Source organism: Hymenobacter jejuensis, from assembly GCF_006337165.1.
GTDB lineage: Bacteria > Bacteroidota > Bacteroidia > Cytophagales > Hymenobacteraceae > Hymenobacter > Hymenobacter jejuensis.
Window position 1 is genome coordinate 2,753,364 of the sequence record NZ_CP040896.1, and the last position, 25,111, is coordinate 2,778,474.

A 25,111-nucleotide genomic window follows, 5' to 3' on the forward strand; every position below is an offset into this window, starting at 1 on the left:
ACCCATAAAAAGAGCGGCTACCCAACTGGGTAGCCGCTCTTTTTATGGGTAACTACTTGGTAATAATACAGTTAGTGGCTTACGGATTTCTCTTTGTATTTCGTGATCTGGCGGCGCAGACCGTCGGTAGCAGCATCGGTGGCGGCTTCGAAGGAAGCCGCGTCTTCTTGCGTAAAGAGGGTAGTGCCCGGGACGAAGAGTTTCACTTCGACCGTTTTGTTGGCTACACCGTCTTTGTTGTTCAGCTTCAGGATAACCTCAGCTTCCGTAACGCGGTCATAGAAGGTCTCAAGTTTGTCGAGGCGCTTCTGGATGAAATCGAGCAGTTTTTGGTCGGCGTCAAAATGCACCGAATGCATCTGTACTTTCATCATTCGTAGGGTTTTGGTAAAAAGAAAGAAATAAACTAAGCCTTGGGGTGGGCCTTTTCAAATACAGCTTTGAGCTTGTCTATTGACAAATGCGTGTAGACCTGAGTAGCAGCTAGGTTGGCGTGCCCCAATAACTCCTTAATTGCATTGAGATCAGCCCCTTTGCTCAGTAAATGAGTAGCAAAAGAGTGCCGCAGTACGTGCGGATGCTGCTGCGAAGAAGCAGTTGTAATCTGGCTCAAATAGTGCTTCACGGTACGGTACACGAACTTTTCGTAAAGAGGTTCTAGCTTATCCGTAACGAGGAGCGCCCGGCAGACGTTGTCTCCTGAGCCAAATTCTAGACGCTTCCGCGCTATATAGCGTTCGAGCACTATTAGGAGGTTGGGATTGAGTGGTACAACTCGTTGTTTGTTGCCTTTGCCGGTTACGCGCACTGATCGCCCAGCTAAGCTTATGTCATCGTGTTGAATGCCAATAAGTTCTGAAAGGCGAATTCCCGTTCCATAGAGCAACTCTAGGATCAGTTGATCGCGTACGCCCGCGAACGTGTCCGGGAACTGAAAGGAATTGAGCAAGCCGTTGAGAGAATTCTCCGGTACAAAGTCAGGAAGTTTTTTTGCGGCTTTGGGCGACTTGATCCGGAGCATCGGGTTGCGCTGAATGACTCCCGTACTCAGTAAAAATTTAAAATAGGAGCGCAAGCAGGCGATCTTGCGGTTGACCGTGCGTGGGTCGTGCTGCTGTTGCATTAGCTCAACTATCCAGGAGCGTATCAGGGTATGGTCAGCTTGTGCAGGCTCCTCTAGCTCAAAAGTTATTTTGAGGTAGCTCATAAACTGCCGAAGATCAGTTTGATAGGAGAGGAGAGTGTGAGGACTGTACCTGCGCTCAAACCGGAGGTAGTCAAAAAATAATTCCATACGCTGGGCGCCGGCCGCTGAGGCCGAATACCTAATGTATGGAATTAAACTGAAAAGTAAGAACGCGAAAAAACCGGCTGATTTGCCTATTGAGGCGAATCAGCCGGTTTTTCAGCAATGGCCGAAAACTACTGCTTAGTAGTTTTCAGTAGCGTACATCGTTTGCTTGTAGATCGCCTTTTCTTTCTGCTTACGCGAGGTAACAGAAGGCTTCTGGAAGAACGTGCGGCGACGCAGCTCTTTCAGCACACCGGTGCGCTCAAACTTCTTCTTGAACCGCTTCAGCGCGCGGTCAACCGACTCGTTCTCCTTAATTTGGACGATGATCATATGCTAAGTGGAATTGAAAACTTTCTTTTGAGGGTTGCAAAGGTAACAGGCTCTTTCTTACTACGCAAGTCCTTATGAAGTTGCCCGTTACTTCAGCAAGTTACGAGCAATAACGAGCTTTTGTATTTCGGAGGTGCCTTCGCCGATGGTGCAAAGCTTGGCGTCTCGGTAAAATTTCTCAGCAGGGTAATCTTTTGTATAGCCGTAGCCCCCAAATATTTGCACGCCTTCATTGGCCGCCCGCACCGCTACTTCCGAAGCATACAGTTTGGCCATCGCTGATTCTTGCGTAACATTCAGGCCCCGGTCTTTCATGTCAGCAGCTCGATAAGTGAGCAGGGAAGCGGCTTCAATTTCGGTAGCCATATCAGCTAACTTGAAAGAGATGCCCTGAAAGTTGGAGATCGGCTGGTTGAACTGGTGCCGCTCCTTTGAGTATTGCACTGCGGCTTCATAAGCTCCTTTGGCAATTCCCAGCGACAAAGCCGCAATAGAGATTCGACCGCCGTCCAACACCTTCATGGATTGGATAAAGCCGTCGCCGACTTTTCCTAGGATATTTTCTTTGGGCACGCGGCAGTCGGTGAAAATAAGCTCGGTGGTTTCCGATGCCCGCATCCCCAGTTTATCAGCTTTCAGGCCGTGAGTAAAACCTTCGGTGGGTTTCTCAATCACAAAGGCGGTCATGCCGTGCGAATCACCGACTTCACCAGTCCGCGCAATGACTACGGCAATCTGACTGCTTTTGCCGTGCGTAATAAAATTCTTAGCTCCGTTAAGTACATAATAGTCGCCGTCTTCTACAGCCACCGTGCGCATGTTGCCGGCATCTGAACCGGTATTAGGTTCCGTGAGGCCCCAAGCGCCTATCCATTCGGCAGAAGCCAGCTTCGGCAGCCATTTGTGTTTCTGTTCTTCGGAGCCAAACTGCAGAATATGGCCCGTGCAGAGCGAATTATGCGCAGCCATAGACAAGCCGATGCTCCCATCTATTTTGGCCAGTTCAGAAATCGCAGTTACATATTCGGTGTAGCCAAACCCCGAGCCGCCATATTCTTGAGGAACCAAAACACCCATTAGGCCTAACTCGCCTAGTTGGTGGAAGATATGGATAGGAAACTCTTGGCTTTCATCCCACTTCATCATGTTGGGTTTGATGTGAGTAGCGCCAAAGTCGCGTACCATTTGGGCAATCATTGTTTGGTTCTCGGTAGCTACCAATTCCATGGGTGGGGGTAATTTGGGTGGGTGGTAAGGGTATAACCGGATGAGTCCGGTTTTGGGTTCGCGAAGGTACCATTTTGATTATACCGAAGCCAGCCGCGACACCGCCTCTGTTGGCCCGTATTTTGAAAGGGCGCGCTAATTCGGTTACTTTGAAGGTTTTTCAGGGTAAATCTGCTCTTGGAATGGGACGGGCCCTGGTACTTCACAACTAAATAATCGGCTTCTCAGCCTGCATGCAACAACCTGATTTTCGCCGCCTCCTGCGCTTCTGGCTGCTGTGCCTGCCTGCGATCGTATTATTAGCTTCCTGCACAGCATCCCGTGTCCGGCAGCAGAATACTATGTTCCGAACGGATGGGGGCGTTGCTGATACAGCCCGGCTCCGTACAGCGGTCAATCGCTTGGAGCGCAACTATGTCATCCAACCGAACGACTACCTCGACGTTAGGGTATTCACGAACAAAGGTGAGCGCATCTTGGACCCGAATGGGGAACTTCAGTTTGGCGCCCCCGCCGGGTTGGGCACGGGCACTGCTAAACCAAGCGGACAACAAGGTTCCGCAAGCAGTGGTGCGCAGTTTCTCGTTCAAAACGACGGGATTGTGAAACTACCTATGGTGGATTACGTGAAAATATCTGGGCTGACCCTCCTGCAGGCGGACAGCCTTCTACAGATTAAATACAGCGAATTCTACAGGGACGTGTTCGTGATCACACGCGTTTCCAACAACCGCATTATTGTACTAGGAGCAGTAGCGGGCGCATCGGGTCAGGTTATTCCATTGGTCAATGACAATATGAACCTGCTTGAAGTGCTAGCCTTGGCAGGAGGTATCGAAGGCGGGGCGGTGGTCGGTACGGGTGGGCGCATCGGTCGCGCCGACAATATCCGGCTTATAAGGGGGGACCTTAAGAACCCGCAGGTTCAGGTAATTAATCTTACCACGTTCGAGGGCATGCGCAGAGCCAACCTGCAAGTGGAACCCAACGATATAATATATGTTGAGCCTATACGCCGGCCTTTCTTCGAGGCCCTAAGCGATGTTGCTCCTTTGTTTGGGATAGTTAGCGGCCTTACCGGTCTGGTTTCAACTATTTTGTTTGTAGCTATTAATCTTAAATAGTAGGCGCTAACTATTCTATTTTACTAGTCAACCCCAGAGTAGTCCATGGCCTTAAAAGAAGAAGCTGAACTCGAAGAGTTAATTCGAAATTCTGGCGGAGTAGATGCAGAAGCTGCCGACGAAGACAGCGAAGGCTTTGATATAACCACGTTGCTTACGGTAGCTCGCAAGAGCCTGCCTTGGATTGTGTTGCTGATCGCCTTGGGGCTTACGGGTTCTTGGCTTTTCCTGCGCTACACGAAACCCGTTTATAAGTCGTCGTCACTATTAAAGATTGATGAAAGGACAGAAGCTGGAGCTTTAGGATTAGGAGCCTTAGGCCAGGGTGATGGTCGGCAAAATATAAATAAACTTTCTGGTGAAGTTGAATTAATTAAATCTAATATTATTTATCGTCGGCTCAAAGAATCGTTGGCGCTTGATGTAAATTATTATGCAGAAGGCGCAGTTCTGGAAAGTGAACTGTACGGCAACTCTCCTTTTAAGGTAGAATATAACATCAAGAATGGAGTATTTTATAATACCCCAATAAACATACAATTTGTTGATAATAAGCACTTTAAGATATCTTATAATTTTCAAGGGCAGGAAGTAAATCGCGAACATTCGGTTGGTCAGACGATTTCAACCCCGGATATGGTATTGGCTATTACAACTACCCCGGCTTTTAATGATCAGGCAATCAATAAAAAATATTATTTCATTATTAATGATGAAGGAACGCTCAACTCGTATTTCGAGAAAAATATAAGTGTAGATATCATAAACCCCAACGCTAATACGATTCAAATATCTTTTCAGGATTTTAATCCGCTTAAGGCGCGTGATGTCGTTAATAAGATTGATAGCGTTTATTTAGAAGAAAAGCTTGCGCAAAAGCAACAGGCTACTGCTCAGACGTTAGAATTCCTAGACAAAACTTTAACAGAAAATAAGAATAAATTAGAGGCGGCCGAAAATAATTTGCAAGGGTTTGTCCGGCGCAATAAAACGTACGATGTTCGTTCGGATGTATCAACGGTTATTGCCAAGCTGGCCCAGCTAGAAGAAGACCGACGTAAACTGGATGAGAAATCGAGGCTGCTGGAAGAAGTTTCCCGTTTAGTTGAGCAAGAGCGCTTAACGACCAGCGAGGACTTAACCGTTGAGAAAAGCATTCCGGGTTTGGCCTTGCTCGAAGACCCAGGCCTGACCGAACAGTTGACGGAGCTCAACAACCAGCAATACAATTTGCAACGCCTGCTGCGTTCTTATAAAGAAACGACGGAGGCCGTGAAGCAGCAGGAATCCATGCTGGTGTTTATCAAGCAGAACATCCGGCGCTCATTGCAGCAAAGCCGCATTTTGCTACAGCGTCAGATTACTAAGATGCAGCAGCGATATGCCGAACTCAACGCTAAGCTACAGGCTTTGCCAGAGAAGGAAACCGAGTTGGCACGCCTTCGTCGTCCAATGGAATTGTATGAGAAGTACAATTTAATGCTTTTGGACAAAAGGACCGAGTTCAACATCTCCAAAGCAGGTACAACGGCAGATTTTCAAATTCTTTCGCCGGCCAGCTATCCTTACTTGCCGATTTCGCCCATCAAGCTGATGGTTTATGCTATTGGTTTGGCCAGTGGCATTGTGTTAGGGCTGGGCTTGATTGCCGTTCGCTTCCTTATGCACAATACCGTAACCAATGTGCGGGAGTTGGAAAGAGCAACTTCGGCCTCTGTGTTGGGCGTTGTGCCAACTTACGACAAGGAGAAAATGACTGTTTCGAAGCTGGTTGTAGATAAGAACCCTAAGTCAGCAATTTCTGAATCCATTCGCTCTATTCGTACTAATCTTGATTTTATCAGCTCTTCCAAAAAGAAAAGATTAATCTCGATTACCTCTACAATTTCAGGCGAAGGCAAAACTTTTGTCACAGTAAATCTGGGTGGAATTATTGCTTTGTCGGAGCAGCGCGTCGTGATTCTGGACTTGGACATGCGCAAACCAAAAGTGAATTTGGCTTTTGGAACAGAAAACCTGAAAGGCGTAAGCACTATTTTAATAGAAAGGCATTCGGTTGAAGAATGCATTCAGCATACACCAATTCCTACGCTTGACTTCATTTCTGCTGGGCCAACTCCGCCAAATCCTTCGGAATTAATTTTAAGTCCGAAATTTGACGCCATGCTGGCTGAACTGTATCAAACGTATGACGTGGTCATTATTGATACACCGCCCGTTGGTCTTGTGACGGATGGTATATTAATTATGCGCAAAGCTGATATTCCACTTTATATTGTTCGGGCTGATTATTCAAAAAAATCATTTCTGAAAAATATAAACAAGCTTATCCGCGCTAATAATTTTACCCGGATGTGCACCATTCTAAATGATGCGCGGGCCACGGGTATGTACGGATATGGCTACGGCTACGGCTATGGTTACGGGCAGGGCTATTACGAGGAAAGCAAACCGGATGAAGGTTTCTTTACTCGCCTACGCAAACGCTTCTCATAGCTTATTAGAAGTCGTTTTATGGCGTCTTTCTTCCAGAAATTTTTTGGCTCTGCGGCCGCGCATCCGGTTGACGACGTTTCCTTGGCGACTTTGGTGGCGGATATGCATTCCCACCTGCTTCCTGGGCTAGATGACGGTGCCGAGACAATAGAGCAATCGCTTGATTTGCTGCGGGCGTTGCAATCCTTAGGTTTCCGCAAGCTCATTATGACGCCCCATATCATGGGCGATTTCTACAAAAATACCCCCGATGGTATCAGATTGGCACTCAATAAGTTGCAAAGTGCAGCTGCTGTCAATGACCTCGGCGAGATGGAGTTGGAATGCGCGGCCGAATATTACTTGGACGAATGGTTTGGCCGGAAATTACACGCCGGAGAAGATCTGCTGAGCTTTGGTGGCGCTAAGAAGTACGTGTTGTTTGAGACCTCGTACATCAACGAGCCCTTCAACTTCAACGAAGTAGTGTTTCAATTGCAATCTTCTGGTTATCAGCCAGTTCTGGCGCATCCCGAGCGCTATACTTATTTTCACGGCCGGTTTTCGGATTTGGAGAGAGTGCGGGAAAATGGCGTACTGCTACAGCTTAACCTCAATTCCTTGGCGGGCTACTATTCGCCTAGTGCAAAGCGGGTGGCTGAGAAGATGGTTGATGCAGGTATGGTCGACTTGGTTGGAACCGATACCCACAATCTGAAACATACCGAGACACTACGCACCAAAACCCTGCAAAGCGAGTACCTGCGTAAGGTGCTGGCGTTGCCTCTGCTGAATAGTTCGCTCTAACGTGTGAGCGTTACCTTTGCGCATGATCTTCGTCACCGGTGGTAGCGGCCTAGTAGGCAGTTTTCTTATTCCAGCCCTGATAGCGCGTGGCCATCAGGTGCGTGCCCTCTATCGGAAGACGATTCCACAGCTAGAGAATACCGGTGAGATAGAGTGGCTGGAAGGCGACATTCGCGATACTGGCCTGTTGCGGACTGCCTTGCAAAACGTCACGCATGTGTTTCACTGCGCCGGGCTCGTTTCGTACGCGCCGCAGGATGAAGAAGCGCTTCAGCAGGTAAATGTTGAAGGAACAGCCACGATTGTCGACGCTTGCCTAGAACATCCCGGTGTTCGTCTTTGCCACGTTTCATCAGTGGCTGCTTTGGGTGGAGCTCAGACGCCAGAAAGTGTTGCCGGTCAGAAGGTTAAAGTGCTGGATGAGAATGCTAAATGGGACTTGGGTGCCGAGCACCCAGCCTATGCCACTTCCAAGTACTTGGGTGAGTTGGAAGTTTGGCGTGGCATTTCGGAAGGTCTGTCCGCAGTTATGGTCAATCCGTCGGTGATTTTAGGCCCTGCCGATTGGGATCGCAGCAGCACCCGTTTGTTTCGCTACGCTTATAACGAACACGCCTTTTATACGCCCGGATTCGTCAATGCTGTGGATGTGCGCGACGTGGTGGATGCAATGCTCCGGCTGACTTTCGATACTGCCATTTCCGGAGAGCGGTTTATTCTTAGCGCCGAAGCCATCTCGTTGCGGGAATTACTGGGGCAGGCCGCCGCTTGCTTTGGTAAAAAGCCGCCCAAAACGTCCGTACCGAATTGGGCGGCCGAGATTATCTGGCGGCTTGAGCACGCTCGCGCCATGTTGACCGGTGCGCGGCCCCTCATCACAAAAGACACGGCCCGGGCCGGCCGCCGAGCCGTAGAATACCGAGCCGATAAGGTGCAGCAAGCAATTGATTTTCGGTTCCGGCCGCTCAGCGAAACAATCAAATGGTGTTGCGCTCATTTGCGAACGAACCCTGCGGCCTCCGGTGCGGTTGTTGTATCTTAGGCCTGTTGCCTCTTCTTAGAGCAAAGCCATAATTAAATTCGCGTAACCTGTCTTTTTGGCGGTTTGCGTAGCTTGTATCAGAATGAGAATGAACGAAAATTTTGAGGATCGGGATGAAGTACTGGACACGGTGCGCCGCTTTGAGCGCATGGTGGCCCATAACGAGCCCGTCTTTTTTGATTTGGCCGATTTTGAAAACATTATTGACCATTATACTAGTAACACCTTGTACGACAAGGCTTTGCAGGCATGCGAAGCTGCCATTGCCCAATACCCTTTCTCTACCGAATTATTAATTGATCGCTCGCAGGTGCTGGCCATGAAGGGCGAGTACATCGCGGCGGCCCAGCAGATTGAAGACGTCGCGCAACTAGACCCCGACAACCCCGACGTGGCCGTAACCCGTGGCATCATTGCCACGCAAAAAGGTCAGTTTTCGGAAGCAGTAGCCTTCTTTCAGCAAGCCGTGGAGCGCGCGCCCGACCGCGACGACATTTACTTTAATCTGGGGTTGGCTTACCAAAGCTGGCAGAAGTTCAAGAGCGCCGCTAAGTATTATAAGCAAAGCTTGCGCCTGAACCCCGACAACGACATTGCGGTGCAGGAACTCCTGTACTGCTTGGAGGTGTCGGAGCGGTTGGAGAAAAACCTCGATTTTTTCCGTCATTTCACCGATCAGGACCCGTATTCGGCGCTGGCTTGGTACAATCTGGGCCAAGCTTATTACCGGGCGGGCAAGTACGACGAGGCCGTCGTCGCTTTCGAGTACGCCATCCTGATTGATGCCAAGTTCTATGATGCGCACGGCTTTCTGGCCAGCACCTACGTCAGCCAACTCAAGTACCGGGAAGGCATCGAGGAGTTTAAGCTGAGCTACGCCGAGGGTGAGCCAACTGCGGAAGCACTGTGCAACATCGGGGAATGCCACGAGAAGCTAGCCGAGTGGGACCAAGCCCGGCGCAATTACCAGCGCGCCATCGATTTGGAGCCGGACATGGACGAGGCGTGGTTTGGCATCGGCATTGTGCTGAATGCGCAGGAGCGATGGTTTGAGGCCATTCATTTCTTCCGCAAGGCCGTGTCTTTGTACGAAGAAAGCGTGGAATACTGGCTTGCGCTGGCTGCTGCCGAATACCAGGTGGGCAACGTCGTGAGCGCCATTGAGGCGTACGAACGTGCCTCGCAGGTTGCCCCCGACAGCAAAGATGCCTGGCTCAACTGGAGCATTATCCTGTACGAACAGGGCAATTTTGAGGGCGCCATCGACTTGATGCGCAATGCCGTCGAAATTCAGCCAGGCGAAGCGGAACTGCATTATCGTCTGTGCGCGTATTTGCTGGCTGCGGGCCGCTACCGCGAAGCGTATCAATACCTCGAGAACGCGCTGGTGCTGGACTTCGACAAGCATCGGTTGCTGTTCGAGTTCTTTCCCGAACTAGAGTCGCAACGTGCGCTCACCCGCCTGATCGAACAATACCGAAAGTAAAAGCCGAGTGCTTCGCAACAGAGGGTCTTGGCAACTGGGTTTTCATGCCAGTTGCCGAGGCCCTTTTCCTTTTTCGGAGCAGTTATAGAATTCGGGCGTACTTTTGGCCCCGTCAATTCATTTTCGCAGGTGCACCCCGTTCTTGCGATCATAAAATTCCAACGATGAACTACAACCTGACGCAACTACCCGAACGCACCAGCAAACCCCGTGAACAAGGCTTTACGATGGTAATGGACAAGGGCCTCAGCATCCGGGAAGTCGAAGACTTTCTGGAAGTCGGCGCTCCTTACACGGACATTGTGAAGCTCGGCTGGGCTACTTCTTATGTAGTACCCAACCTGAAGCGAAAGCTGGAAGTGTACAAGGAGGCAGGCATTCCGGTGTATTTTGGGGGCACGCTGTTTGAAGCATTCATCATCCGCAACCAATTCGATGACTACCGCCGCCTGCTTTCCGAGTATGGGATGGAGTATGCAGAAGTGTCGGACGGGTCGTTGGAGCTTGACCACGATCGCAAGCTCGACTACATCCGGCTGCTGGCCAAGGATGTGCAGGTGCTGTCGGAAGTAGGTTCGAAAGACGCTGAGAAAATCATTCCGCCCTACAAGTGGATTTCGCAGATGCAGACCGAGTTGGAAGCCGGCGCCGTGAAGGTGATCGGTGAGGCCCGCGAGGCCGGCAACGTAGGCCTGTTTCGGAGCACCGGCGAGGTACGTTCGGGCTTGGTAGAAGAGATTTTGACCAAGATTCCTTTCGAGAAAATCATTTGGGAAGCCCCGCAAAAGGCTCAGCAAGTGTGGTTTATCAAAATGTTGGGCGCCAACGTAAACCTGGGCAACATTGCCCCGAACGAGATCGTGTCGCTCGAAACCATTCGCTTAGGCTTGCGCGGCGATACATTCACGCACTTCCTCGACATGGACAACGTCGATCCGATGTTTAAGCCCGAAGTAAAAACCGGCCGGCCTGGCACTTCTATGCCACGCGGATAAATACTTGATTATCAATATTTTGTGTATAAACAAAAGCGGCCGGCAACGCAAGTTTTCGGTCGCTTTTGCTTTGGCTGACACACCGCATCGCTACTGACTCGAATAGAGGGCAGCCGGAAGCCAGATTCAACCCAATCGCCGTCTGCGGGGTATGGTAAATATCCTGCGCCTCTGAATTGTTACTGCTCATGCCTGAAGTAAAATCTCAAGTTGATCCATCGGACGCAAGTCCTTTCACCCGCGTCCGGCAGCTGGCCCAACGTGCCGGGCTCGACGGCTTCTTGTTGGCGCTGCTTGGCGCTATTTTGTTGGCGTATCTGTGGCCGCACTTCGGCAGCGACGACGGGCCCTTGCCGCTCAACCAAATCGCCAATTACGGCGTCTCGATCATCTTTTTTTTCTACGGTCTGCGTCTGAGTCCTGAGAAGCTAAAAGCGGGTCTGTCGAACTGGCGGCTGCATTTGGTCGTCCAGACGACGACATTTCTGGTGTTTCCGCTGCTGCTGATTGCGGCCCGGCCCTTCTTCGATACCGGCAACCAGAAGCTGCTGTGGCTGGGCGGCTTTTATCTGGCGGCGCTGCCTTCCACTGTGTCTTCTTCGGTCGTGATGGTGTCGATTGCGGGCGGAAACCTGCCGGCAGCCATCTTCAACGCCAGCATTTCCAGCCTGTTAGGTGTTTTTGTTACGCCCATCTGGATGGCCCTATATCTGCCTAACGGAGGCCACAACTCCAGCCTGTGGGGTACGATTGGCAACTTGGCCCTGCAAGTGTTGCTACCCGTAGTGGTAGGCGTATTGCTGCATCGGTGGCTATCGGCGTGGGCCAAGCGCTACGACAAGCAGACGCGCTACCTTGATCAGTCCATCATCCTGCTGATCGTTTACACTTCGTTTTGCGAATCCTTTTACCGTGGCATTTTCCAAGGGTACCAACTGACCAGTATTCTGCTGCTGGGTGTGCTGCTGCTCGCTTTGTTTTTCGGGGTATACGCCTGGATTTTGTTGGTAAGTAAGGTGTTAGGTTTTGAAAAAGGCGACACCATTACGGCGCTTTTCTGCGGTTCCAAGAAGTCGTTGGTGCAAGGGACGGTGATGTCGAAGGTATTGTTTCCCGACGCCCGCCTTGCCGGCATTGTGCTCCTGCCGCTGATGATGTATCACGCGCTCCAAATCCTGATTGCCAGCATCATTGCGCAAGCCATAGGCCGCCGTGCTGCGCCGGAAGTGCCTGTTCCCGAGCCTGTTGCAGGCACGTAGCTGGGCGGCTGGCGCTTGCAAGCAGTAAAACCGTGCGGCACGTAAACGCAAAGCGCTAACTGTTTGCCTCTCAATTGCTTATATAAAATGCCTTCTCGGCTTGAGCGGGCTCTGCTTATGTAAGCAAGGCCCGCTTTTTTATGCTCGCCTAGTGGGAAAATAGATGGTTTTTAACAGCCGAGTATTTGCATTTTATACTGCTCAAAACAGCTTCAATTAGCTATCTTGCTGTACTATTCCGCTTATGCCTACTGCCTTTATGAAGCAACTCTACGCATTGTTATCTCTCTGTTTATTATCGACCACCTCGCTGGCCCAGACGGTGCCCGAAGCCCCCCGCTTATTGGTTCGGTTGAAAGAAAACACCAAGCCTGCGTACAGGCAAACTGTTGATTATAAAGGCATTGTAACTCTAGGAATACAGGCTGTTGATGCCCTGAATGTTGTCTATAAGTGTCAGTCTATCAGTAGGTTAGCGCAAGGCAATGGCCCTGGGGTCTATAGCCTCACGCTGCCTGCTGGCACCAGCGTCGAGCAGGCGGTGCAGGCGTACCGGGCCTCAGGGCAGTTTGAATACGTCGAGCCGGATCAGCAGGGCAGCGGCGGCGGGGTGCAGGCCGTTACGCCTTCCGATCAGCTCTACAATCGGCAGTGGGGGCTGAAAAACAACGGCTCTTTCTCGCTTAGCACAGCCAAAGCCGGGGCCGACATCAAGATGGAAGACGCTTGGGCCATTCAGCGAGGCGATTCGACGGTTGTGGTGGCCATCATCGACACCGGCTGCAAGCTCGATCATCCGGAGTTTGCGGGGCGCATCTGGAAAAACCGCAAAGAAATTCCGAACAACGGCCTCGACGACGACCGCAACGGCTACGTCGACGATGTGCAGGGGTGGAATTTCGTTTCGGCTTCCAACAACCCCACCGACGACTACGGCCACGGCACCAACGTCACCGGCATCCTCGGCGCTACGGGCAACAACGCCATCGGCTACGCCGGCGTCGACTGGAATTGCAAGTTGATGATTTGTAAAGGGTTAGATGATAAGAACAACGGCTATTATTCGTGGTGGATAAGTGCCATCTACTACGCCGTGGACAACGGCGCCCGCGTCATCAATATGTCGTTGGGTGGCGTTTCCAACTCGCAGGCCATGCAGGACGCCGTGAATTATGCCTACGCCCACAATGTAACCGTGGTCGCGTGCATGATGAACACCAACACCAGTTCGCCCTACTACCCAGCGGCACTCGATCATGTGCTGGCCGTCGGCTCGACCAATCCGGATGACACCCGCACGGCGCCTTTTTTCTGGGACAGCAGCAGCGGCAGCAATTACGGCAAGCACATTTCGGTGGTGGCTCCCGGCAATTATGTCTACGGGTTGAATCACCTGAATAACACCAGCTACAACACCTATTGGGGCGGTACTTCGCAGGCTACGCCGCACGTTGCGGGACTGGTTTCCTTGCTATTGGCGCAAAACAAAACCCGTACGCCGGCCCAGCTCAAGGCCCTGATTGAGCAAACGGCCGACGACCGCGTGGGTGCAGCTGCGCAAGATGTAACCGGCTGGGATCAGTATTACGGCTACGGGCGCATCAACGCGGCCCGAGCCTTGAGCTACGCCGTAGTGACGGCCGCTACTTCCCGGCGCGATGCTGGCGAGCTGAAGCTTTACCCTAACCCCGCCCACCAGACGCTCACCATTCAGGTTGGCGAAGCACAACAGTTTCGGCGCGAGTATAGCCTCACCAACGCCACGGGCCAAACCGTTTTGCGGGGCCAGCTTGCGGGGCCGGAAACAACCATCCCGCTGCCGCTGGCGCCCGGCCTATACCAACTCCTGCTTCCAACGGAGGCCGGAGTGCTGGTCCGCAAACTTATTGTGTATTAACCAGCGCCGTTACCGACCTACTCGTCAGCTACTTCGTGTGCGCAGGCCGCCTTTCTTCTCGGCTTTAGTGCTTTCTTTGTAGCCCAATCTCTACTCAACCTGCTTATGGCGCTTATTCAACAATTTTTTGATTTGGTGTTGCACCTCGACAAAACGCTCATCAACGTGGTGCAGGAGTATGGAGGCTGGACGTATCTGATTCTGTTTCTGATTGTTTTTACCGAAACGGGCGTAGTGATTTTTCCGTTTCTGCCCGGCGATTCGCTGTTGTTTGTGGCCGGCACGCTCGCAGCGCAGCCAGTTGCACCCGGCTCTGAGCAGACGCTGCTGCACCTAACCTACCTGATTCCGCTGCTGTTCTTCGCCGCTTTCCTCGGCGACAACCTCAACTATTTCATCGGCGACTATTTGGGGCCACGGGTGTTTCGTGAAGATTTTAAGCTCTTGAAACGCAAATACTTAGAGCAGACCCAGGCTTTCTACGCCAAGCACGGCGGCAAAACCATCATCATGGCGCGCTTCATCCCGATTGTACGGACTTTTGCGCCTTTCGTGGCTGGCGTAGGCACCATGAAATACGCGTATTTTATCAGCTACAGCGTCGGGGGGGCTTTGTTGTGGGTGATTTCGTTGGTAATGGCGGGCTACCTGTTTGGCAATATTCCGGTGGTGAAAAACAACTTCACCATCGTGATTTATGCCATCATCCTGATTTCGGTGATGCCGCCGATCTTCCAGTTTCTGAAACAAAAATTCAGCGGGCGGCCCTCGCAGGCGTAACCACTCGCCAGTATGTTTTGATAAAAACCGCCCCGAAATTATTGTTCGGGGCGGTTTTTTTGTTTTTTCGGGATCGTTATCTATTCGCTCGTTTGTATGCGCCAATTCGGTCTTATCGGCAAATCGCTTCGTCACTCATTTTCGCAGACCTATTTCACCCAGAAATTTCATAACCTCGACATCACCGATTGCCGCTACGATCTCTTCGAGATTCCATCGATCAGCGAATTGCCCGATTTAGTGCGCGCCAACCCCGATCTGGTCGGACTCAATGTCACGATTCCGTACAAAGAGCAGGTCTGGCCCTACCTCGACGAAGTATCGCCAACGGCCGCCCGCATTGGGGCAGTCAACACCATCGAGTTTGCCGAGGATGGGCGTCTGATTGGCCACAACACAGATTATCTGGGCTTCCGGGAGTCGCTGCGCAGCTTTTATCCGCATACGGGCGAGCAGGCCGGAGCATTGGTGCTGGGCACCGGTGGCTCTTCCAAAGCCGTAGAGGCCGCGCTACGCGAGTTGGACATTCGGTATTTACTTGTTTCGCGCAGTCCGCTCAACTTGGCCCTCACCTACGAGGAGCTTTCACTGGAAATTATAAAAGCCCATAGCTTAATTATAAATACCACACCCTTAGGTACTTACCCTAATGTGGCCGAGTGTCCGCCCATTCCCTACGAGTTTCTTACGCCCCAGCACTACCTCTTCGACCTGATTTATAACCCGCGCGAAACCCTGTTTCTGGACAAGGGTCGCGAAGCCGGTGCTCAAATCAAGAATGGCTTCGAGATGCTGGGTTTTCAGGCAGAGGCAGCCTGGGAAATCTGGAATAGATAAAGCATCCCGCCGCGCCTGTGCCTCAGGTGCTGTATGCAACTATTTGCTATACAAGTAGTTGTGATTTGATTTTCTTGGCGCTACTACTTGCGATTGTAGGTGCCCGGCACAAGGCGGTTGCGGGCCGGGCAATCGTCGTTTTGGGTGGAAAGTGTAAGCGTGTAAGAGTCGGCGGCAAAAATGTAGAAGCCTTTTTGGGAGGCATCGCAGGCTTTGGCTTGGCCAGTTGCCGATAAGTCGCTTAGCATAAGCATGTTGCCTCGAACGCTGTAGGTGCCCGAAATCGAAGCTTTGCCATCGGCCATCGACATGGTGTAGCTTCGGTCGGCGCGAAACTCCCATACGGCGTTGGGGTCCTTGCTCCATTTGCCTACCAAAGCTGCGTTGGTTCCTTGCTTTTCGGGTGGCGCGAAGTTGGTCAGCAGGCCGAAGCAGGTTAGCAAGAGAAGACGGAGTAAAGTGTTCTTCATGGCGCGCAAACCGCAGTTGAGATAATGCTGTATTCGGTTTAATAAATATAATCAATTTCCGAAGCCATTGTGCGCGCTTAGTGGCAGTAATTATGCACAGGGCGGAAGCGGCTCTGCTGATTCAGCGATGGCATAAAAAAGTCATCGCTGGCCACCCCACTAAGGTAACCAGCGATGACTTATGATATTTTATAAATATCTGATTGTTAATTACTTATGAAGCAAGTTTCTTGGCTATCTGGGCGGTGTGGCGACCTTGGTAGCGGGCACCTTCTAGCTCGTTGGCACTAGGCTGGCGCTCACCTTGGCCGCCGGCCACGGTGCTGGCACCGTAGGGCGTGCCACCGGTCACTTCTTCGTGGCCCATCTGGCCCTGCCAAGCGTAGGGTAAGCCCACAATTACGAAGCCATGGTGCAGCAATTCGGTATGGAAGCTGCGGATGGTGGTTTCCTGGCCGCCGTGCTGCGTGGCCGTGCTCACGAATACGCCGCCCACTTTGCCCACCAAGGCGCCCTTGGCCCACAGGCCGCCGGTGCTGTCTAGGTAGGCCTGCATCTGGCCGCACAGGTTACCATAGCGGGTCGGCGTGCCGAAGATAATGGCATCGTATTCCGTCAATTCATTCGGCGTAGCCACCGGGATATGCGAAAATGCCTGCTGCGCCTGCGTAGCGCCGATCTGGTCGAGGATGGATTGGGGCAGCGTTTCGGGCACCCGCTTGATGACTACTTCGTTGCCTTCCACTTCGCGGGCACCCTCGGCCATGGCTTCGGCCATTTTGTATATGTGACCATAAGTAGAGTAAAACAAGACAAGCGTTTTCATGGGCCTTGGACTTTAGAACTGGAGTAATAGCTGAAGATCAGCCGGAAATATCTATTCCTGTCTTACCGCAAACAGTTGAGCTAGGTTGCGGAGAGAGCCCGCACAAAGCGCTGAAGGAGTGACTGGGAACAAGTACCTTGGTTCGTATTTTGTTGCTTGTCGGCTACGGGTTTGTGAAAAAATTACGCAAAAGCGCATCGCCCATGCAACCGCTAGCGCCCCTGCTAAACTCTAGTGGGTAGAAGACCCGCCAGCGACGGTGCCTTTGTATATACTTAGTTACTTCTATCGGTCACTTATGCGGCAATCGTACCTCCAGGGCAACTGCTTTCGCCCCCGGATCTGCACCTTCGCACTGCTTACCACCGACCGCGCAGGTCGGCAAAAGCGATGAGTGCGTTGTCACCGGCTTTTGGCGGAGCCAGTGGGCTGCGCAGATTGCTGGGCGGCGAAAAATCTGCTTCGCCTACGGCGTCTACCTCTGCTATATATCCAAGCCCTGCTGCCGTGCGCCAGCTTACTCCGCCTTCTCAGCTCAGCGAAGCCGAGCTGATTGACGGTTGCCTTGCCGGCAGCCGCTTGATGCAAAAGCACCTCTACGACCGGTTTTCTGCCCGCATGATGGCCGTGTGTTTGCGCTACGCGCAGACGACTTTCGAGGCCGAAGACGTGTTGCAAGAGGGCTTCATTACGGTGTTCAACAACCTGCGCAACTTCCGCCGCGAGTGCCCGCTGGAGTTCTGGATTCGTCGCATCATGGTGAACGCCGCCCTCCGCCAACATCGTCGCAACGCGCCGCTGGTGGCCGTCAGCGACGGCGGCGATTACCCCGAAGATCTGGCGGGCGAGGAATTTACGCTGGCCAACTACGGCTTCGAAGAACTCCTCGGCCTGATTCAGGAGTTGGCGCCGCGCTACCGCATGGTGTTCAACCTGTTTGCCATCGAAGGCTACGGCCACAAAGAAATAGGGGAGATGCTCGGCATCTCAGAAGGAACCAGCAAATCGCAGTATTCCCGCGCCCGCGTCATTTTAAAGTCAAAAGTAGAGCGTCTCGACGCTCACCGCACCAATGGGACTTTCCGCAAATAACAATACACCCGACCCCCAGTCGACCGGCGACCTGGAGCATCTGTTTCGGCAGAAGTTCGCGGATGCCGAAGTGGCGCCGCGCTTCCAGCTCTGGGAGCAGCTCGACCACGAACTGCTGGTTCGCCAGAACGAAACGTATCGCCGCCGTCTGTTGCTGCACCGCTGGCTGGCAGCCGCCTGCGTGTTGTTTATGCTAAGCGTTGGCGGCTGGTTTGGCTTGCGTTCCGGTAGGTCGCTGGCACCGCAAGGCGAGTTGGCAAGCCAACGCACCGCGCCTGAGGCCACAACGGCTGCCGGTATCCTTGGAGCCAAAACGGATGCGGCAACTGCTCATGTGGCTGACCGCGCTCCGGCCGGTGCTTCCTATGCCGTTTCTGCCCCGGAATCGGGCACCCAAACGGATTCGGATGCTGCTAATGCTTTGGCTGTGCAAGCTGGCAGCCCAGCCGGGACTACTTTCTTGAGCCCCGCGATGGGAGAAGAAACTAATATTTTGCAAGCATTTGATAGTCAATCGTTTGTATCAGGCCGTAAAGCGCGTGCTGTTGGCGGCAATTCTGCCTCTACGTCGGCGTTTGCTTCCGATGCGGCATCGGTAAACGGAAACGGGGCTTCGCTGCTGGCGCGCCAAGTGAACGCGCTGCTGTCGGATTTTGCTACTGCTTCGGTTGCTTTCCTGCGCCCCGACACGCTCAAACCCGCTTTGCAGACCACGCCTCCGGCTGTAGCCAAATCGGCAACGGATTGGGCTAGTGTTGAAGAAGAGGAAAAACCCCGCAGCAAAACTGGCCGGTGGCGCGTTGGAGGTTCGTATGGTGCTGCGTCTTACAACCCCAACATCAACTTCTCGGGCGGCGCGGTGGCCAGCTCCAACCTTTCGTATTCGGCCGCTCCAACTGTTGCTGCCGACTACCGAAACGCCTCCAACCTGTACGAAGCGGGTGCTCAGGAGTACCGCCGAAACCTGCGGCCTGGTCCGGCCCAGCGGGCAACGCTATCGGTGAGCTACGCGCTTAATAAGCGCTGGGTGCTCCTGACGGGCATGGAAGCCGCCCGGCAGGAGGCTTCGTCCAAAACATCGTACGCCTTTGCCAACAATACCACGGCCGCTTTTGCTGGAAAGAGTGCTACCGTTAGCAACCAAGCAGCGGTGCCGTATATGGCTTATAGTCAAGTATCTATGCCTTACGGGCAGCAGCGCACCACGCGTTATCGCTACCAGACGGCTAGCGTACCGATGGCTGTTCGCTACGGTTCGCCCAAAACCGGCATCTCGTTGTACGCCAAAGTGGGTGCCGTGGTCGGGGTATTGCTGAGCAGCCGCACGGAGGTAGAAGGCGCTCCCAGCCTCACCCGCGAAGACACGTTCAAGTCCTCCGATTCGCCCTACCGGAAAGTGTTGGCGGCGGTGCGCGGCGGCGCCGGCATGCAGTACCGCCCGGCCGATGCTACCTGGACGTTGGCCGTCGGCCCCAGCGCCGAAAGCGGCCTGAATTCACTCAATGCCAACCCCATGCACGCTTCGCGGCCCTATTCCGTAGGTATGGAAGCCAGTGTAGAATTTGGCAACACCAAAGCGGCTCCGATAGCTCGGTAAACGCGTTACGGTAAAATGTTGTTAGATAAGTAGTTACTAGCTGCAAACACATGAAGCGCTTTCTGACTTTCCTGCTCCTGACCAGCACTCTGATGGCTTTTCAGTGCGACGACGATAACGCCAAACCGTGCCCTGGCGACGCGGTAGAGCGTAAAATCGAAGAATTGAAGGCCAAGCCCAAGCAAAATCCCGCGGCCGAAGTGTACGAGTACACCTACAAAGGGCAGAAAGTATATCTTATCTCCAGCGACTGCTGCGACCAGTATAACCTGCTTTATGACCAGTGTATGACCACTATTTGCGCGCCCAGCGGCGGCTTTTCGGGCGCGGGCGATGGCCGTTGCGCCGATTTTTACGACAAAGCCACCGACAAACGCCTCGTCTGGCGCGACAATCGCTGACGAATTCAGCTTTGCTAGCGAAAAACCTTGCGGCCGCGGTCGGAAGGTTTTTCTTTTTTGAGGAAACCCAAACTGCCTTGGCAGGGTTATCCTAGGCTGCCATTTCTGCCTTATATTTCCCTGGATGGAATATCAACTGACTTCTGAATTTAAGCCAACCGGCGACCAACCCAAGGCCATTGCCCAACTTGTGCAAGGCGTGGAAAGCGGCGAACCGGCGCAAGTATTGCTGGGTGCTACGGGTACTGGTAAGACCTTCACGATGGCCAACGTCATCGCCCAAACTGGCAAACCTGCTCTCGTGCTATGCCACAACAAAACCCTGGCTGCTCAGCTGTACGGCGAGTTTAAGGCGTTTTTCCCCAATAATGCCGTCGAGTATTACATCAGTTACTACGATTACTACCAGCCGGAAGCCTACATCGCCAGCACCGACGTGTTTATCGAGAAGGATTTGGCCATCAACGAGGAGATTGAGAAGCTGCGCCTGCACTGCACTTCTACCTTGCTCAGCGGTCGGCGCGACGTAATTGTAGTGGCCTCAGTATCATGTATTTATGGTATTGGTAACCCCGAGGAGTTCAGCAAGAACGTGATCTTTTTGGCGCCGGGCCTGCGGTATTCGCGCAACAACCTTCTCTACCAGTTCGTCCAGATTCTGTATTCGCGGACGGAAGTTGAGTTTACGCGCGGCACGTTCCGGGTGAAAGGCGACACCGTGGACGTATTTCCGGCCTACGCCGACTTTGCCTACCGCATCTTCTTCTACGGCGACGAAATCGAGGCCATTCACCGCATCGAGCCGCAGAGTGGCAAGAAGCTGAGCGAAGAGAAAAGCATTTCGCTGTACCCCGCCAACTTGTTTGTGACGGGCAAAGACACACTGAATCAGGCGATTAAGGAGATTCAGTTTGACATGATGGCGCAGCACGCCTACTTCGAGAAAGAAGGCCGCGATTCGGAAGCCAAGCGCATCATGGAGCGCACCGAGTTTGACCTCGAAATGATTCGGGAACTGGGGTACTGCTCCGGCATCGAGAACTACTCACGCTACTTCGACGGTCGTGAGCCGGGCGGACGTCCTTTCTGTCTGCTCGATTACTTCCCCAACGATTACCTGATGGTCATCGACGAGAGCCACGTAACCGTACCGCAGGTGCGCGCCATGTGGGGCGGCGACCGCAGCCGCAAAACCGCGCTCGTCGAATACGGCTTCCGCTTGCCCTCGGCAATGGACAACCGGCCCTTAACTTTCAACGAGTTCGAGAGCATGTTCCGGCAAGCCGTGTTTGTTTCGGCAACGCCCTCTGACTACGAGTTGACCCGTGCCGCAGGTGTGGTGGTGGAGCAGATTATCCGTCCGACGGGCCTATTGGACCCCGAAATTGACATTCGGCCGAGCAGCAACCAAATCGACGACTTGCTCGACGAGGTGGACAACCGCGTGAAAATGGGCGACCGCGTGCTCGTTACTACCCTGACCAAGCGCATGGCCGAAGAGCTCCAGAAATACATGGAGCGCTTGGGTATCAAGTCGTCGTATGTACACTCCGACGTAAAATCGCTGGACCGCGTGGAGATCCTGCGGCAGCTTCGCCTAGGGGTAATCGACGTGTTGATTGGGGTAAACTTGCTGCGGGAAGGTCTTGATTTGCCGGAAGTTAGCTTAGTGGCTATTCTCGATGCCGATAAAGAAGGCTTCCTGCGCGACCAACGCAGCCTGATCCAGACGATGGGCCGCGCGGCGCGTAACGATCACGGCAAAGTTATCATGTACGCCGACCGCATGACTGGCTCTATGCAGCGGGCCATCGACGAAACCAACCGTCGGCGTGCTGTGCAAATGGCTTATAATGAGGAGAATGGCATCACGCCGCAAACCGTTCGAAAATCGCACGACGAGATTCGGAGCCAGACTTCGCTGTCGGATATGCGCCGCATTGAACCCGTGGCTTATGCTGGCCCCGATTCGGATACGCTGACGCTGGCCGCCGAGCCCGTAATCGCAATGATGACGCGCGTCGACCTCGAAAAGCTCATCAAGCAAACCGAAAAGCAAATGGAGGCCGCCGCCAAGGACCTCGACTTTCTGCAAGCTGCCAAATACCGCGACGAGCTGGCCCAGCTCCGGCAGATGCTGAAGACGAAGCGCGAGTAGAAATCGGCACGGAAGAGGAAAAGCGGCCGGCTCGGCCGGGCTGGAGAATCTCTCCGGCTCGTGTCGAGCCGGCCGCTTTTCCTTCCACCGCAACTTGCTCTTCTTATGTCTGCTCTGGTACTCTTGTTGTCGCTTTGCCGAGCCTTTACGAGTCTTGTTTTAAATAGGAATTGCTACGGCGTCGGCACTGGCTCAGGCGCAGCACCGACGACGCTTTTGGAGGTGCCACATGCCGTGGCACTCACACCCCCTTTCAAGCTTGGTCTCAGCGCCACATCTACGTCTACTACTTTGGCTCCCGCGTTAGGGAAATTGTATCCTTGTCGTCGCACCATTGTGGCGCTGGAAGACGTACAGTCGAGCACTGGGCCTTCTCAACTTTCATTTGCGCCAGCTCGGCAGGGCAACTCGAAGCTAGAGTTTAAGAGAGTTCACTAAAAAAGAGCGCTTAACGCAAACTGAGCAACTCGACGGCGGCGCCACCCGGATGATGGTGCTGGACGATTTGGTTAGCGATGATTGATAACTTGTTGAAATACAATGTATTGCCTAGCCTGTGTCGATGAAGCAAGTCACAGAATCCAGCAATGCCTTCGACGATCCTGCACGGCCTGTTACGACGAACATTATATCTTCTTATACGCTCATTCGCACGCGCTATCTGCTGCGGAAGGCGCAGTAACACGAGTTATTCCTTCTTCTTCACTACGGTTATCTTGCCGTTGCGCTCCAGTTGCACGATGTCCGTTTCACTGATCGAGTCGACGTTGGCAGCTTCGCGAAGTCCTTCGTGGAGGTCTCGGTCAGTGATGTTAGCCCGGCGCAGGTTGTCAGTCAGTAGCTTACCGTCCTGGGCCAGTTTCTTCGGCGCACCCTTGATGACTTTACCAACTGCATTGCTGTAGAACGACGCGATGGCCAGCAGCCGGTGTAGCACCACCAATACCATGCTGGCCAACAACGTAGACCCAAACGGCGAGGCCGCTACAATAGCCCGGCTCAGCACTGCCCCCAAAATAATCTTGAGTACCATGTCGAATGCCGTGCCGCTGCCAAAGGTGCGCATGCCCGCGAAGCGTAATAGTGCCAAGCCCACAGCAAACACAACCACGGCCCGTACACACATCTGGGTCGTTGTGATGGTGTGCGCATCAGCTTGTAAACCAAGAAGTTGATCTAACCAAGCAGGAGCCATATCGGAGGTGCGGTAATTTGTTTTTCAGATTTATGCTGTAGATGCTGACGTTATCGTGGGCAGGAAATGAGTGGGCGCCGTACCCATCCAGAGCAGAAGTTAACAATTTGGTAATACTGCTTCATACCCCGGATATCATTTGGAAGTTGCTATAGTCGAGGTTCGCAGGGGCTATGGGTTGGCTTTGCTCAAAGGCACAGAGGCTTGGTTGCTTCTGTAAAAATTGCGTCCGATCATCCCTGAACAAACCGCTCGCAACTCCAAGAATTGACCTTTCGGAACATGGCTTTTGCTGATTTAAGCATAAACTATACAATATTGTACTTTCAAAAGAGAACATGACTTTCTGACGAATATTTGATTAGCAATAGATTATATTGGAATTGTGCTGATTGATCGGTACTTTAAACTTCCTTAAGGCTAACCGGAACGTCATGCAACAGCTTCTTACCCTTCCTCTCGGCCAAACTTCACACAAAGGGCCCCATCTAACGACGCTACTGCTCGTATCCATTTTTTTTCTCGTTTTTTCGCCCTTCATTCTGGCTTTTGTGCTGGTGCTGAGCGGCATACGGCTGGTGCAAAGCTGTTGCGCCCTTTGGTTTCATCCGGCGCACAAGGGGCAGCTGGAAGCTTCGTAACTTGTTTTTGTAACGAATTGATATTCAAAACTTTGCATTAATGAAGCCTTGTTGGCTTTGCTGTTGTCCGCTATAGGCACCGGGCGGGCAAGATTGTGTTTGCTGGCTCTCTGATAATAGCGTAGCAGATGAGGCCAAAACGCCCGAGCCAGACCATCAGCACAGGCGCTGATGATAAACCTACTTGCGCCCGTAGCAAGCTAGACCAGAAAGGCGATTAAAATTCCTATAGCTCAGCCATGTGCGGACAGGCGTCCATCGAAATAGCCTGCTGGCTATATGGCTATGCTTGCTGTTGTTGAGAAAGCTTACTAACACTGTATAAAAATGAAGCTTGAAAAAATATAACTTTATACTGAATACAAGCCAGAACAGATACATGATCAAGGCATTCACGATATAACCAATAGTATTTTCGCTATTTTGCTATGCTATATCCGTTATCAATTTTATATGTCGACTATTCCTTCCTTCTTGATTCCATCAAGCGAGGCCGAACGGCTTCATTCCATCCGCGATCATGATTTAATCCATTCGCTGCGCGAACCGGTTTTCAACGAGTTTGTCGCTCTGACGGCGCGCATCTTTAGCCTCCCGGTTTCTCTGATTGCCCTCGTTGAGGAAACCGACGTCTATTACCCTGCCAACTACGGCATGCCAGGCCACAACGGCCAGCCTCGTGAAGAAGCACTTTGTGCCAGCGCTATTCTGCACGAAACTCCGGTGGTATACACGGACTTGACTTCTGAACAAGATCCCCTGATTACGGTGCAAGCCGCTCAGGCCGCCCGAAACAACAAATTTCAGTTTTACGCAGCAGCACCCTTGTGCATGCCCAACCAGCACCGCATCGGTACCCTGTGCATCATCGATCGCCATCCGCGGGTTTTCAGCGACGGCGAACGGCACTTACTCGAAAACTTAGCTGCTTTGGTCAGCCAAACGCTGGTCGTGCGCCATGCCTGCCTCCGTCAGCCGCGATCAGGAGCCGCACGTTGGAATGACCTGCACACGCAATTGCAGGAAGAGGTACAGGCTCTGACGGCTCTGGTACGCTACATGTTTACGCGGCACGGCACCCAAATTCCGGTGCCCGCCGATATCCTCACCCAAGTCGGCCGTCGCCTCCACGACTTGCAGGAAATCCTGGATCAGTCTTAAGACAGTTGCGGTTGTCT

At 52.7% G+C, this 25,111-nt stretch carries 22 protein-coding genes; 15 read left to right on the forward strand and 7 right to left on the reverse strand.

Annotated elements, in window-relative coordinates:
* Nucleotides 1–71 precede the first annotated feature (71 nt).
* From hpf to FHG12_RS11335, 4 genes are all read right to left on the reverse strand, one after another.
* Entirely contained in the window at nucleotides 72–371 is a 300-nt protein-coding gene (gene hpf / locus FHG12_RS11320; protein WP_139517780.1) for a ribosome hibernation-promoting factor, HPF/YfiA family, read from the reverse strand.
* Between the two features lie 35 nt (nucleotides 372–406).
* Nucleotides 407–1,294, reverse strand: coding sequence for a tyrosine-type recombinase/integrase (locus tag FHG12_RS11325; protein WP_139515831.1), 888 nt, complete (start codon nucleotides 1,292–1,294; stop codon nucleotides 407–409).
* A gap of 135 nt (nucleotides 1,295–1,429) precedes the next feature.
* A complete protein-coding gene (rpsU, locus tag FHG12_RS11330) occupies nucleotides 1,430–1,624 on the reverse strand; it encodes a 30S ribosomal protein S21 (RefSeq protein WP_139515832.1) in 195 nt (64 codons plus the stop codon).
* 87 nt (nucleotides 1,625–1,711) lie between these two features.
* Complete coding sequence (locus tag FHG12_RS11335) at nucleotides 1,712–2,851, reverse strand: acyl-CoA dehydrogenase family protein (protein WP_139515833.1); 1,140 nt, start codon at nucleotides 2,849–2,851, stop codon at nucleotides 1,712–1,714.
* A 233-nt stretch (nucleotides 2,852–3,084) separates the two neighbouring features.
* Here FHG12_RS11335 and FHG12_RS11340 point away from each other — a divergent pair, with 233 nt between their 5' ends.
* The 10 genes from FHG12_RS11340 to FHG12_RS11385 all read left to right on the forward strand — a co-directional run bounded on the left by FHG12_RS11340 (nucleotide 3,085) and on the right by FHG12_RS11385 (nucleotide 15,553).
* Nucleotides 3,085–3,975: a polysaccharide biosynthesis/export family protein gene (locus tag FHG12_RS11340; protein WP_139515834.1), complete on the forward strand. Its 891-nt coding sequence runs from the start codon at nucleotides 3,085–3,087 to the stop codon at nucleotides 3,973–3,975.
* A gap of 45 nt (nucleotides 3,976–4,020) precedes the next feature.
* Nucleotides 4,021–6,471, forward strand: a complete 2,451-nt coding sequence (locus FHG12_RS11345; protein ID WP_139515835.1) for a GumC family protein — start codon at nucleotides 4,021–4,023, stop codon at nucleotides 6,469–6,471.
* An 18-nt stretch (nucleotides 6,472–6,489) separates the two neighbouring features.
* Nucleotides 6,490–7,257, forward strand: a complete 768-nt coding sequence (locus tag FHG12_RS11350; RefSeq protein WP_139515836.1) for a tyrosine-protein phosphatase — start codon at nucleotides 6,490–6,492, stop codon at nucleotides 7,255–7,257.
* Between the two features lie 22 nt (nucleotides 7,258–7,279).
* The gene (locus FHG12_RS11355; RefSeq protein WP_139515837.1) at nucleotides 7,280–8,299 is read left to right on the forward strand and encodes an NAD-dependent epimerase/dehydratase family protein; all 1,020 of its coding nucleotides are present in this window, start codon (nucleotides 7,280–7,282) and stop codon (nucleotides 8,297–8,299) included.
* Nucleotides 8,300–8,387: 88 nt separating this feature from the next.
* Nucleotides 8,388–9,785, forward strand: a complete 1,398-nt coding sequence (locus FHG12_RS11360) for a tetratricopeptide repeat protein (protein ID WP_139515838.1) — start codon at nucleotides 8,388–8,390, stop codon at nucleotides 9,783–9,785.
* A 164-nt stretch (nucleotides 9,786–9,949) separates the two neighbouring features.
* Nucleotides 9,950–10,780, forward strand: coding sequence for a phosphosulfolactate synthase (locus FHG12_RS11365; RefSeq protein ID WP_139515839.1), 831 nt, complete (start codon nucleotides 9,950–9,952; stop codon nucleotides 10,778–10,780).
* Between the two features lie 188 nt (nucleotides 10,781–10,968).
* Nucleotides 10,969–12,039 (forward strand): bile acid:sodium symporter family protein, encoded by a 1,071-nt coding sequence (locus tag FHG12_RS11370; RefSeq protein ID WP_139515840.1) that lies wholly within the window; start codon nucleotides 10,969–10,971, stop codon nucleotides 12,037–12,039.
* Nucleotides 12,040–12,283: 244 nt separating this feature from the next.
* Complete coding sequence (locus FHG12_RS11375) at nucleotides 12,284–13,936, forward strand: S8 family serine peptidase (protein WP_139515841.1); 1,653 nt, start codon at nucleotides 12,284–12,286, stop codon at nucleotides 13,934–13,936.
* A gap of 105 nt (nucleotides 13,937–14,041) precedes the next feature.
* The gene (locus tag FHG12_RS11380; protein WP_139515842.1) at nucleotides 14,042–14,716 is read left to right on the forward strand and encodes a DedA family protein; all 675 of its coding nucleotides are present in this window, start codon (nucleotides 14,042–14,044) and stop codon (nucleotides 14,714–14,716) included.
* Nucleotides 14,717–14,812: 96 nt separating this feature from the next.
* Nucleotides 14,813–15,553, forward strand: coding sequence for a shikimate dehydrogenase family protein (locus FHG12_RS11385; protein WP_139515843.1), 741 nt, complete (start codon nucleotides 14,813–14,815; stop codon nucleotides 15,551–15,553).
* 83 nt (nucleotides 15,554–15,636) lie between these two features.
* On the opposite strand, the gene FHG12_RS11390 is transcribed toward FHG12_RS11385, so the two are convergent.
* Together FHG12_RS11390 and wrbA are read right to left on the reverse strand one after the other, a co-directional pair.
* On the reverse strand, nucleotides 15,637–16,023 hold the full coding sequence (locus FHG12_RS11390; protein WP_139515844.1) for a hypothetical protein: 387 nt from the start codon (nucleotides 16,021–16,023) through the stop codon (nucleotides 15,637–15,639).
* Between the two features lie 214 nt (nucleotides 16,024–16,237).
* Nucleotides 16,238–16,849, reverse strand: coding sequence for an NAD(P)H:quinone oxidoreductase (wrbA, locus tag FHG12_RS11395; RefSeq protein ID WP_139515845.1), 612 nt, complete (start codon nucleotides 16,847–16,849; stop codon nucleotides 16,238–16,240).
* Between the two features lie 507 nt (nucleotides 16,850–17,356).
* Here wrbA and FHG12_RS11400 point away from each other — a divergent pair.
* The 4 genes from FHG12_RS11400 to uvrB all read left to right on the forward strand — a co-directional run bounded on the left by FHG12_RS11400 (nucleotide 17,357) and on the right by uvrB (nucleotide 22,097).
* Nucleotides 17,357–17,941 (forward strand): RNA polymerase sigma factor, encoded by a 585-nt coding sequence (locus FHG12_RS11400; RefSeq protein ID WP_230471099.1) that lies wholly within the window; start codon nucleotides 17,357–17,359, stop codon nucleotides 17,939–17,941.
* Nucleotides 17,922–19,538 carry a hypothetical protein gene (locus FHG12_RS11405; protein ID WP_139515847.1) on the forward strand — a complete coding sequence of 539 codons (1,617 nt, stop codon included), beginning with the start codon at nucleotides 17,922–17,924 and terminating at the stop codon, nucleotides 19,536–19,538. Before FHG12_RS11400 ends, FHG12_RS11405 begins: the two co-directional genes overlap by 20 nt.
* A gap of 50 nt (nucleotides 19,539–19,588) precedes the next feature.
* A complete protein-coding gene (locus tag FHG12_RS11410; RefSeq protein WP_230471100.1) occupies nucleotides 19,589–19,939 on the forward strand; it encodes a DUF6970 domain-containing protein in 351 nt (116 codons plus the stop codon).
* A gap of 124 nt (nucleotides 19,940–20,063) precedes the next feature.
* Nucleotides 20,064–22,097 carry an excinuclease ABC subunit UvrB gene (gene uvrB, locus FHG12_RS11415; RefSeq protein ID WP_139515848.1) on the forward strand — a complete coding sequence of 678 codons (2,034 nt, stop codon included), beginning with the start codon at nucleotides 20,064–20,066 and terminating at the stop codon, nucleotides 22,095–22,097.
* 688 nt (nucleotides 22,098–22,785) lie between these two features.
* Here uvrB and FHG12_RS11420 read toward each other — a convergent pair.
* Entirely contained in the window at nucleotides 22,786–23,292 is a 507-nt protein-coding gene (locus FHG12_RS11420) for a DUF421 domain-containing protein (RefSeq protein WP_139515849.1), read from the reverse strand.
* 1,094 nt (nucleotides 23,293–24,386) lie between these two features.
* Here FHG12_RS11420 and FHG12_RS11425 point away from each other — a divergent pair.
* On the forward strand, nucleotides 24,387–25,094 hold the full coding sequence (locus FHG12_RS11425) for a GAF domain-containing protein (protein ID WP_139515850.1): 708 nt from the start codon (nucleotides 24,387–24,389) through the stop codon (nucleotides 25,092–25,094).
* Nucleotides 25,095–25,111 lie beyond the last annotated feature (17 nt).

Coding starts and splice junctions, on each gene's coding strand:
- hpf (WP_139517780.1), bottom strand. CDS start 371: ATGAAAGTACAGATGCATTCGGTGCATTTTGACGCCGACCAAAAACTG.
- FHG12_RS11325 (WP_139515831.1), bottom strand. CDS start 1,294: ATGGAATTATTTTTTGACTACCTCCGGTTTGAGCGCAGGTACAGTCCT.
- rpsU (WP_139515832.1), bottom strand. CDS start 1,624: ATGATCATCGTCCAAATTAAGGAGAACGAGTCGGTTGACCGCGCGCTG.
- FHG12_RS11335 (WP_139515833.1), bottom strand. CDS start 2,851: ATGGAATTGGTAGCTACCGAGAACCAAACAATGATTGCCCAAATGGTA.
- FHG12_RS11340 (WP_139515834.1), top strand. CDS start 3,085: ATGCAACAACCTGATTTTCGCCGCCTCCTGCGCTTCTGGCTGCTGTGC.
- FHG12_RS11345 (WP_139515835.1), top strand. CDS start 4,021: ATGGCCTTAAAAGAAGAAGCTGAACTCGAAGAGTTAATTCGAAATTCT.
- FHG12_RS11350 (WP_139515836.1), top strand. CDS start 6,490: ATGGCGTCTTTCTTCCAGAAATTTTTTGGCTCTGCGGCCGCGCATCCG.
- FHG12_RS11355 (WP_139515837.1), top strand. CDS start 7,280: ATGATCTTCGTCACCGGTGGTAGCGGCCTAGTAGGCAGTTTTCTTATT.
- FHG12_RS11360 (WP_139515838.1), top strand. CDS start 8,388: ATGAACGAAAATTTTGAGGATCGGGATGAAGTACTGGACACGGTGCGC.
- FHG12_RS11365 (WP_139515839.1), top strand. CDS start 9,950: ATGAACTACAACCTGACGCAACTACCCGAACGCACCAGCAAACCCCGT.
- FHG12_RS11370 (WP_139515840.1), top strand. CDS start 10,969: ATGCCTGAAGTAAAATCTCAAGTTGATCCATCGGACGCAAGTCCTTTC.
- FHG12_RS11375 (WP_139515841.1), top strand. CDS start 12,284: ATGCCTACTGCCTTTATGAAGCAACTCTACGCATTGTTATCTCTCTGT.
- FHG12_RS11380 (WP_139515842.1), top strand. CDS start 14,042: ATGGCGCTTATTCAACAATTTTTTGATTTGGTGTTGCACCTCGACAAA.
- FHG12_RS11385 (WP_139515843.1), top strand. CDS start 14,813: ATGCGCCAATTCGGTCTTATCGGCAAATCGCTTCGTCACTCATTTTCG.
- FHG12_RS11390 (WP_139515844.1), bottom strand. CDS start 16,023: ATGAAGAACACTTTACTCCGTCTTCTCTTGCTAACCTGCTTCGGCCTG.
- wrbA (WP_139515845.1), bottom strand. CDS start 16,849: ATGAAAACGCTTGTCTTGTTTTACTCTACTTATGGTCACATATACAAA.
- FHG12_RS11405 (WP_139515847.1), top strand. CDS start 17,922: ATGGGACTTTCCGCAAATAACAATACACCCGACCCCCAGTCGACCGGC.
- FHG12_RS11410 (WP_230471100.1), top strand. CDS start 19,589: ATGAAGCGCTTTCTGACTTTCCTGCTCCTGACCAGCACTCTGATGGCT.
- uvrB (WP_139515848.1), top strand. CDS start 20,064: ATGGAATATCAACTGACTTCTGAATTTAAGCCAACCGGCGACCAACCC.
- FHG12_RS11420 (WP_139515849.1), bottom strand. CDS start 23,292: ATGGCTCCTGCTTGGTTAGATCAACTTCTTGGTTTACAAGCTGATGCG.
- FHG12_RS11425 (WP_139515850.1), top strand. CDS start 24,387: ATGTCGACTATTCCTTCCTTCTTGATTCCATCAAGCGAGGCCGAACGG.